The organism is Mesorhizobium sp. M0923 (assembly GCF_040319365.1).
Taxonomy (GTDB): Bacteria; Pseudomonadota; Alphaproteobacteria; order Rhizobiales; family Rhizobiaceae; genus Mesorhizobium.
Genome location: NZ_JAMYNW010000012.1, coordinates 182,804 through 192,222 on the forward strand (window position 1 = coordinate 182,804; position 9,419 = coordinate 192,222).

General features: G+C 63.3%; 9 protein-coding genes. 5 read left to right on the top strand and 4 right to left on the bottom strand.

What is annotated here, in order from left to right; genetic code table 11:
* Positions 1 to 219 precede the first annotated feature (219 nt).
* A complete protein-coding gene (locus NKH89_RS21410; protein ID WP_023718205.1) occupies positions 220 to 618 on the top strand; it encodes a RidA family protein in 399 nt (132 codons plus the stop codon).
* Between the two features lie 132 nt (positions 619 to 750).
* Here NKH89_RS21410 and argB read toward each other — a convergent pair whose 3' ends face one another.
* Positions 751 to 1,644 carry an acetylglutamate kinase gene (argB, locus tag NKH89_RS21415; RefSeq protein ID WP_023677482.1) on the bottom strand — a complete coding sequence of 298 codons (894 nt, stop codon included), beginning with the start codon at positions 1,642 to 1,644 and terminating at the stop codon, positions 751 to 753.
* 96 nt (positions 1,645 to 1,740) lie between these two features.
* Positions 1,741 to 3,237 carry an amidase gene (locus NKH89_RS21420; protein WP_352909832.1) on the bottom strand — a complete coding sequence of 499 codons (1,497 nt, stop codon included), beginning with the start codon at positions 3,235 to 3,237 and terminating at the stop codon, positions 1,741 to 1,743.
* Between the two features lie 126 nt (positions 3,238 to 3,363).
* Between NKH89_RS21420 and NKH89_RS21425 the strand changes: the two genes are divergently transcribed.
* The 4 genes from NKH89_RS21425 to msrB all read left to right on the top strand — a co-directional run bounded on the left by NKH89_RS21425 (position 3,364) and on the right by msrB (position 6,039).
* A complete protein-coding gene (locus tag NKH89_RS21425; protein WP_352495030.1) occupies positions 3,364 to 3,903 on the top strand; it encodes a sigma-70 family RNA polymerase sigma factor in 540 nt (179 codons plus the stop codon).
* Positions 3,900 to 4,604, top strand: a complete 705-nt coding sequence (locus tag NKH89_RS21430; protein ID WP_352909842.1) for an anti-sigma factor — start codon at positions 3,900 to 3,902, stop codon at positions 4,602 to 4,604. Before NKH89_RS21425 ends, NKH89_RS21430 begins: the two co-directional genes overlap by 4 nt.
* Positions 4,605 to 4,809: 205 nt before the next feature.
* A complete protein-coding gene (locus NKH89_RS21435) occupies positions 4,810 to 5,367 on the top strand; it encodes a fasciclin domain-containing protein (RefSeq protein WP_352515757.1) in 558 nt (185 codons plus the stop codon).
* 171 nt (positions 5,368 to 5,538) lie between these two features.
* Positions 5,539 to 6,039: a peptide-methionine (R)-S-oxide reductase MsrB gene (gene msrB, locus NKH89_RS21440; protein ID WP_292655897.1), complete on the top strand. Its 501-nt coding sequence runs from the start codon at positions 5,539 to 5,541 to the stop codon at positions 6,037 to 6,039.
* Between the two features lie 212 nt (positions 6,040 to 6,251).
* Here the strand turns inward: msrB and NKH89_RS21445 are convergent, their stop codons facing one another.
* Together NKH89_RS21445 and NKH89_RS21450 are read right to left on the bottom strand one after the other, a co-directional pair.
* The gene (locus NKH89_RS21445) at positions 6,252 to 7,805 is read right to left on the bottom strand and encodes a DHA2 family efflux MFS transporter permease subunit (protein ID WP_352484355.1); all 1,554 of its coding nucleotides are present in this window, start codon (positions 7,803 to 7,805) and stop codon (positions 6,252 to 6,254) included.
* 67 nt (positions 7,806 to 7,872) lie between these two features.
* Positions 7,873 to 9,051: an HlyD family secretion protein gene (locus NKH89_RS21450; RefSeq protein WP_352909834.1), complete on the bottom strand. Its 1,179-nt coding sequence runs from the start codon at positions 9,049 to 9,051 to the stop codon at positions 7,873 to 7,875.
* Positions 9,052 to 9,419 lie beyond the last annotated feature (368 nt).

The following is a 9,419-nucleotide window of genomic DNA, read 5'->3' on the forward strand; positions in this document are numbered from 1 at the left end:
GGCTCGGGCAATCTTTTAACAAGCATACGCAACGTATGTATATTGACATACGGAATGTATGTACCCACTTCGGGATACGGGACGGATATCAGCGACCGCCCCGGAAAATGGAACGCAGCGATCCAAAACCCCGAAGTCTTGCGAGCGGCTCTCACCTTCTCGGAGAAGCCACATCGCGATGGTCGGGACCGGCCTGCCTTGTTTGAATGGAGTGAAACAATGACCAAACGCGATGCGATCTTCCCTGCCGGTCGGCAGGCCCTCTACGAAATCAATCGCTATTCGGCGGCGATCCGCTCAGGCGGCTTTCTGTTCGTCTCGGGCCAAGTCGGCAGCCGCGAGGACGGGTCGCCGGAGCCAGCCTTCGAAAAGCAGGTCCAGCTTGCCTTCGACAATCTCGCGGCGGTGCTGAAGGCCGCCGGTTGCACGTTCGACGACATCGTTGACGTGACCACGTTCCACACCGACCCGGCCAAGCAGTGGGAGGCGATTGACGCCGTTCGACTTAGGGCGATCGGTGAACCGCCCTACCCGAACTGGACCGCGGTGGGGGTGAATTGGCTGGCGGGCTTCGATTTTGAGATAAAGGTCATCGCGCGCCTTCCTCAGCCCGGATGATCGATTGGCGGCGAGCGACGAAGGCGGAGACTACCTAGTCGATCGTTCGCCCGCCCGCCTGTCTCGACAAGCGGCGCGATGGTGATCGGATGGTCTTCCGGTCTGTCGCGGCGTTGGACAGACTGAGGCCACTCACGGCACGATCAGCGTGCCGGCGCCGTGTTCGGTGAACAGCTCGAGCAGCACCGCATGCGGCGTCTTGCCGTTGAGGATGACGACGCCTGCGACGCCGCGCTCGATTGCCTCGATGCAGGTCTCGACTTTGGGGATCATGCCGCCCGAGACCGTGCCGTCCTTGATCAGGGCCTTGGCCTCGGCCACGGTCAACTCGTCGATCAGCTTCTTGTCCTTGTCGAGCACGCCGGGCACGTCGGTGAGGAACAGCAGGCGCGTCGCCTGGCAGGCGCCTGCGATGGCGCCGGCAAAAGTGTCGGCATTGATGTTGTAGGTATGGCCGTCGCGGCCGGGCGCCACCGGCGCCAGCACCGGGATCATTTCGGATCGTGCCAGGAGGTCGAGCAATGTGCGGTCGACCTCGACCGGCTCACCGACGAAGCCCAGGTCGAGCACCCGCTCGATGTTGGAATCCGGATCGATCATGGTCTTGCGCGCCTTTTCGGCAAACACCATGTTGCCGTCCTTGCCGCACAGGCCGATCGCCCACTCGCCCTCGGCATTGATCAGCGCGACGATCTCCTTGTTGATCGACCCGGCCAGCACCATCTCGACAATCTCGACGGTCTTCTGGTCGGTGACGCGCAAGCCGCCCTCGAATTTGGATTCGATGCCCATCTTGCTGAGCATGGCGCCGATCTGCGGCCCGCCGCCATGCACGACGATCGGGTTGACCCCGGATTGCTTGAGCAGTGCGATGTCGCGGGCGAAGGCCTTGCCGAGCGCGATGTCGCCCATCGCGTGGCCGCCATATTTCACCACGACCGTCTTGTTCTCGTAGCGCTGCATATAGGGCAGCGCCCTTGAAAGCAGCGCGGCCTGCATTTCGGCGGTGGCGGCGACATCCGTCATCGGCGTGGTTCCCAGCTTGGCATGAACGGCGGCGTCTTAGCGGGAATTGGACGAGGGGGCAAACGGCTTTGTTGTCACGATCGATCAAATCACCGCCTATGCCGGCACCTGCAGCGGCGCCCGCCGGCCCAGCCATCCCGAGATCTTTTCCATCTGCGCGGCGAACGACAAAAGCGTCTCCTCGTCACCGGGGCGGCCGGCGGCCTGGACGCCGAGCGGCAGGCCGGCATCGGTCACGTAAACCGGAAGCGTGATCGACGGTTGCCCGCTGACGTTCTGGATCGCCGGCCAGTGGGTGAACCAAAGGCTCTTGTCCATCAGCTGGCCGAATAGCGGCTTGAACTTCAGCAGGCCGGCGAGGCGCAGTCTGTCCAGGACATTCTCGATGAATTCGTCGGCGCCTTTCGGGTCCATGGTGCCGCAGGCGAGCGGCGGGTGCGCGATGACAGGCATCAGCACTGCATCATAGTGCGCGGTTTCGGTGATAAGGCGGCGCGAGGTTGCGTGCAGCCGCTGCAGGCCGGCATAGATTTCGCCGGCCGAGAGGATTTCACCGAACCGGCTCATCACGCGCGTGGCGCGTTCGATATCGCCTGAGATGGAGCGGCCGACGCGCAAGGCCTCGCCACGCATCGTGCCGGCCACCGCCGCGGCGACGGTTCTGGCGAAATCGGCGATGAAATCGCGGTCGATATAGGGCAGGTCGATCTCCTCGACGCTGTGCCCGCCTTCGCGCGCCAGCCCAATCGCCGCATCCAGAGCTTTCAAGGTTTCTTCCGAAATCGGCAGGCCGAGCGGCGATTTTCGGTAGAAGGCGAGCTTGAGCTTGCCCGGATCGCGCCCGGCGGCCGCAGTGAAACTGCCGTTCGGCGAGGGTGCCGCGTAGGGCGACAGCGGTTCGGGCCCGTGGGTCAGGTCGAGCAGCAGGGCCGTATCGCGCACCGAGCGGGCCAACGCATGGTCGACGACAAAGCCGTACCAGCTTTCAGTGACGAGCGGCGTCAAGGGCACGCGGCCGCGCGAGGTTTTCAACCCGACCAGCCCGGTACAGGCCGCAGGCACCCTGATCGAGCCGCCGCCATCCGAGGCGTGCGCCACCGGCACGACGCCGGCCGCGACCAGCGCAGCCGCGCCGCCCGAGGAACCGCCGGTCGTGTGAGCGGTGTCCCATGGATTGCGGGTGACGCCGTAAGCCACCGACTCGGTCACCAGCCTCAGCCCGTGTTCGGGTGCGGTGCTGGTGGCGATCGGGACCAGGCCGGCGGCCAGATAGCGTTCCGTCATGACCGAGTTAAAATCGGGGGTGTAGGCTGGGATGCGGCTGCCGCCATGCGTCGGCACGCCCTTCATAGCAATACCGAGGTCCTTAAGCGCAAAGGGCACTCCGGCAAGCGGCAGCTTGTGGTCGACGGTTTTCGCCCGCGCCCGCGCCGCCTCATAAAGCGGTTCGGCGATGGCGTTGATCTCCGGCCGGGTGGCCTCGGCCCGAGCGATCGCCGCATCGACGAGATCTTGCGGTGTGATCTCTCCCTTGTGCACGAGTGCGGCCTGGCCGGTTGCGTCATGCTCCCACAGAACCCGCTCGATCGACATGGTCGCCCTCCCGCTCATGGCAAGCTAGCGGGCGGCGATTTCCTTGGCAATCGACGCTGGCGCTGCCAGTGCGCAAGACCATTTCAGTCGTTGCAAATACATTGCAATCGCCTAATTTGGCGGCCGATGACGCCGCAGGACATCAGCAACCTGATTGTCCGGACCTCGATGAAGGACCGGGCTGCGTTCGATCTGCTGTACCGGCAGACCAGCGCGAAACTTTTCGGCGTCTGCCTTCGTGTATTGAAGGACCGGGGAGATGCAGAAGAGGCGCTTCAGGAGGTCTTCGTCAAAATATGGACGAAGGCGGACCGTTTCGCCGTTTCGGATCTGAGCCCGATCTCCTGGCTGGTGGCCATTGCGCGCAATCATTCGATCGATAGGATCAGGGCGCGGCGAGAGCCTGCCGCCTATATCGATGCCGCGCTCGACGTGGCCGATCCGGCGCCGGGGCCGGAGGCCATGGCCGTGGCGGGCGGTGAGTCCGGACGCATCTACCATTGTCTCAAGGAATTGGAGAAGGACCGGGCGGCGGCCGTCCGGGGCGCCTATCTGGATGGCAAAAGCTATGCCGAACTGGCGGAGCGCTATGGCGTGCCGCTGAACACGATGCGGACCTGGCTGCGGCGCAGCCTGTTGAAACTGAGAGAATGCCTGGAAAGATGACGCTGGCTGACGACAATGGACCGGAACGTGGGGGCGACGACCTGTTCGCCGCCGAATACGTTCTTGGCGTTCTGGCCGCCGATGAACGCGAGATCGCGTCGCGCCGCATCGATGCGGACGCCGCCTTCGCGCGCCTTGTCGATGCCTGGGAGGCGCATCTTTCGCCGATGGCCGCCGCCTATCCGGAGACAGAGCCTCCGATCAGGGTCAAGGAAGCATTGGACCGCCGGCTGTTCGCTGCAGAGCCGCGCGCCGGCCTCTGGTCGAGCCTTGGCTTCTGGCGCGGTCTTGCCGCCGCCGCCATTGCGGCGCTGGCAATCTATATTGCCTTGCCTTACGTCAATCCACCGGTCGTCGAGCCGCAAACCCGGCTTGTCGCCTCGTTGGCAGCCGAAGGCAGCGATGTCAAATATCTCGTCGTCTACGACGCCGTCCGTCACGATGTCGGCCTTTCCCACGTCTCCGGCGAGCGGGCCGCCGGCAAGGACTTCGAGCTGTGGATGATCGAAGGCAAGAACGCGCCGGTGTCGATGGGCGTCATCCCGGCCGGTGCGACCGCGCATCTGGCCATCCCGCCCGCCGTCCGGGAGAAATTGGCGCAAGGCGCCGTGCTTGCGGTCAGCGTCGAGCCTGCCGGCGGTTCGCCGACCGGCCAGCCGACTGGACCGGTGGTCGCAGCGGGCGATCTGAAGAGCATCTGACCGATTCTTGCTTCGGAAGAAGACCTGAAATCTATCTCTCACGAACCAAAATCATGCAAAGCTTGTCGGCGGTGGTGACCGATTAGCACATGGAAAATTGAAGCGACACAATATTTCTTACGTGAGGACGAAACTCCGGCATTTCTGTTGCGTATCTTCTTGCGTTCCCGAACGAGGGGAACGATAACCCAAGGAGATTGAAATCATGCCTAAATTCGCCACCCTTTTGCTTGCCGGCAAGGTTGCGATTTCTGCGATCGCCACCATTGCCTATGCCCAAAATCCGATGGTCGGCGGCGCCGCCATGTATGCCCAGAAAAACATCGTCGAAAATGCTGTCAACTCGAAGGACCACACGACGCTGGTCGCTGCCGTCAAGGCAGGCGGCCTGGTCGATACGCTGCAAAGCGCTGGCCCCTTCACCGTGTTCGCGCCGACCAACGAGGCCTTTGCGGCACTTCCAGCCGGCACGGTGGAGACGCTGCTCAAGCCTGAAAACAAGGACAAGCTCGTCAAGATCCTGACTTGCCATGTCATCGGCGCCAAGGCGATGGCCGCCGACGTCGCCAAGATGGTCAAGGATGACGGTGGCACCCACAAGGTCAAGACGGTCGGTGGTTGCGAACTGTCGCTCAAGACCGACGGCGGCAAGGTCACCGTGACCGACGAGAACGGCAATGTCGCTAATGTGACGATCGCCGATGTCGAGCAGTCCAACGGCGTCATCCACGTCGTCGACAAGGTTCTCCTGCCGAAGATGTAACAAACGCACGCTGCCGGCGAAGATATCGCTAAGGGCCTCCCTGCGCACACTCCGCGCCGTTCACGCAAGTGGATAGGCGCGGAGTCCCGCTTTGAGGACAGCGATCGTCACCGGCTTTTGATTTCCGTCTGGCGGTCGAATTTGGCACAAGCAGTAACAGGAGGAATGGGCATGAACCGTCGCGAGCTTCTTTTGAGTGGTGCGGCAGCCATTGGCGTTGTCGCAGGCGCCACCGCGCTGCGCATGGGCGGAGCCCAGGATGCACGCGCGGCCGAGACTTTCGAGGTTACCAAGACCGAGGCCGAGTGGCGCGCCATCCTGTCCGACGCGGCCTTCAATGTGCTGCGCAAGGAGGGCACGGAATACCCGGGCACCAGTCCGCTGCTCAACGAGCACCGCAAAGGCATCTTCGCTTGCGCCGGCTGCGACCTGCCGGTCTATTCGTCAGAGACCAAGTTCGATTCCGGCACCGGCTGGCCGAGCTTCTGGCAGGAAATCCCCAACGCGATCGGCAAGACCGTGGACAGGTCGTTGGGCATGACCCGCACCGAGGTCCATTGTCGCCGCTGCGGTGGCCATCTCGGCCACGTCTTCGACGACGGTCCGCCGCCGACCGGGTTGCGGCATTGCATCAACGGTGTCGCCTTGACCTTCAAGCCGGCGACGGCGTGAGGATGGCTGCGCCCCTGACTTTGTCGGAGAGCGCTAGAGCATCGGACCCAAAAGTGCGAAGCGGTTTTGGGAAAATCCGATGCTCAAACAAAAAGTTGGAGCGGTGGAGTGTCCGCCGCTCCAAGACTTCGTAATGGTTGATTTTGCGCATGACCCCGAAATCGCTTTTCGGGGTCATGCGCGAGGGCGCCAGGCGGGGGATCCAGCGCGCCTCAATGGCCTCCGCCACCGCCGCCCTGAGCGGCTGGCTTGCGGATCACCAGGGTGAAGAGCCCAAGCGTCGCGAACAAAACCGTCAGCATGAAGAATACGTCCATGAACGACAGCAGCGACGCCTGCTGCTGGACCATGCCTGACAGTTTGGAGATGGCCGCCTTGGAGGCGTCGAGCCCGGCGGTCTGCTCGAAGTTGAGCGTCATGTTCTGCAGCTTCTGCTGCGCAGCGGCACTTCCCCATTGCACGTGCTCGGAGAGCCTGGCGTAATGGAAGGCATTGCGGTCGATCAGCACGGTGTTGATGACTGCCAGGCCGACGGCGCCGCCGAGATTGCGGGTCAGGTTGAACAGGCCAGACGCATTCTTCAGCCGCTCCGGCGGCAGGGTTCCGAGCGCAATGTTGTTGATCGGCACCATGCACAGCATCATCGAGCAACCGCGCAGGATCTGCGGGATCAGCAGTTCATAGAAATCCCAGTCGGCGGTGAGATGCGTCATCCACCAGGTCCCCGTGGCGAAGCCGAAGAAGCCGATCATCATCATGATGCGCGGGTCCATCTTGTTCGACAGGATGCCGGAGATCGGCGCGGTGAAGAACATGGCCAGGCCGCTGACGAACAGCGCCTCGCCGATCATCATCGAATCGTAGCCGCGGATGCGCCCCAGGAACACCGGATAAAGATAGGTCAGACCGTAGAGGCCGATGCCGACGACGAAGGAGAACAGCGAGCCGAAGGCGAAATTGATATTGCTGAAAGCCCTCAGATCGACAATCGGCTCCTCGGCGGTGAACACGCGCCAGAAGAACAGCACCGCGCCGAAGGTCATGATGACGGCGCAGACGAACACCGCCTGATCCTGCAGCCAGTCGTTATTGGGACCTTCCTCCAGCACATATTCCATGCAGCCCAGGAAGGCGGCCATACCGGCAAGCCCCCACCAGTCGAACTTGCTGAACAGCTTGAGATTGGGTTTGTCGAAGTCGATCAGCGACCAGGCGGCCGTCGTCACCAGAATGCCGGGCACGACGTTGACCAGGAACAGCCAGTGCCAGGACATGGCATGGCTGATATAGCCGCCGACTGTCGGGCCGATGGTTGGCGCCAGCGTCGCCACCAGGCCGATCATCGGCGAGACGATGGCGCGACGCGACGGTGGGAAGATGGTGAAGGCGGCTGCAAAGACGCTCGGGATCATGCCGCCGCCGATGAAGCCCTGCACGGCGCGGTAGACGATCATCTGGTCGATATTGGTTGCGGTCGCCGCCAGCGCGCTGGCCGCGGTGAACCCTGCCGCCGAGATCGTGAACAGCACGCGCGTCGACAGCATCCGGCTGAGGAAGCCCGACAGCGGGATCATCACCACCTCGGCAATCAGATAGGCCGTCTGCACCCACGGAATCTCGTCCGAACTGGCGCTCAGGCCCGCCTGGATCTCAGCCAGCGAGGCCGAGACGATCTGGATGTCCAGGATCGCCATGAACATGCCGAACACCATTGCCAGGAAGGCGATGACGCGGCGTGTCGAGATGTGGTCGACCGGCACCGGCATGGCTGGCGCCGGCGCCGATCCTGCAGTTAGGGTTGCGGTCGCCATGACCTTTGCTCCCGGTTCCGCTTTACTTCGATGCCGAAGGCGCCGTGCGGCTGTCGACGGCGACGACGACGCTCAGGCCAGCTCGCAGCTTGCCCGTCTTCAGCACATCCGCTGGCACGTCGATGCGAACCGGAACGCGCTGCACCACCTTGGTGAAATTGCCTGTGGCGTTCTCCGGCGGCAGCAGCGAGAACACTGCTCCTGAAGCCGGCGCCAGCGACGACACGGTACCCTCGATGTCCTGGCCGTCGATCGCGTCGACCGACACTCTGACCTTTTCACCAGGCACCAGCCGGGCAAGCTGCGTCTCCTTGAAATTGGCGACGATGTAGAGCTTGTCCATTGGCACGATGACGGCGAGCTTCTGTCCAGGGCTGATCAGGTCACCCTGCTCGACCGAGCGGTTGCCGACCACGCCGTCATAGGGTGCGCGCAGCACGGTGAAGGACAGGTCCCGCACCGCCTTGTCGTGGGCAAGCTGCAGCGAGGCCAGCGTGCTGGCCGATTCCCTACGCTGCGCCTGGAGCACGCCGATATTGGCCTGAGCCGCCGCGATCTGCGCGTCGGCGCCGGCAAGTGCGGCATTGGCTTGCTCGACCGCCGTCTGGGCATCGTCCAACTGGGCCTGGGTGCCGACGCGGGTCTTGAGCAGCTGGGCGGCCCGCGCTTGGACGCGCTTGGCATTATCGGCCGCGGCCTGGTCGGCGGTCTTCTGCGCCTGCGCCTGCTTGAGCGAGGCGCGCGCCGCCTCAGTCTGGGCATCGATGCGGTCGAGCGTCTTGCTCAACGTGGCGATCTGCGCCTCGGCCTGGGCAACGGCTATCTTGTAGTCGCCGTCATCGACGATCAGCAGCGGGTCGCCGGCCTTCACTTGCTGGTTCTCGGTCACTTTGACCTGATCGACATAGCCCGAGATTTTTGGCGAGATGAACGCCGTGTCGGCCTGGACATAGGCGTCGTCGGTCGTGATCATAAAGCGCCCGTCGGTCCAGTAATCATAGCCATACCAGGCGCCGGCGCCCAGCAGGGCCAGGCCGATGATGGGCAACAACATCGAGCGCATCGAGCGCTTCTTTTTGGCGGGAGCCAGCGGGGTGACGTCGGCGGGTTTGACAGGGGCTTCCGGCGCTTCGATCGCAGGCTGGACCTTGGCACTGGGGAAAGGGCGGACTTCGGCACTGGTGGGCGCGTTCGAGGACATGATATCTCTCTAAATTAACTGGCGCTGAATTTTGTCAGACTGAACCGTTCGGTTCGATCTCGACATTGACTTAGCGCTTAAAGAGGACCATATCAAGAGCAATCGAACCGGATGGTTCGAATTATTTTACGAGGTGTGACATTATGGCCGAAGCCCCCAAGGCCGCTCCTTTGCCTGATTCAGACCCATTGCCCAGCACTGGCAAGGACCAGTGCGATCTGCTGGACAGTCTGCCCCCCGGGCCGGCCGGCCCCGGGGGCCAGCCCCGCCACCGGCCGCCCCAAAAACGCCGGGGGCGGCCGGTCTTAAAAGGCCACGGGGTAGCAGCCCCGGCCAAGTAACCCAAAAACCCCCCGCGCCCGGGGTGC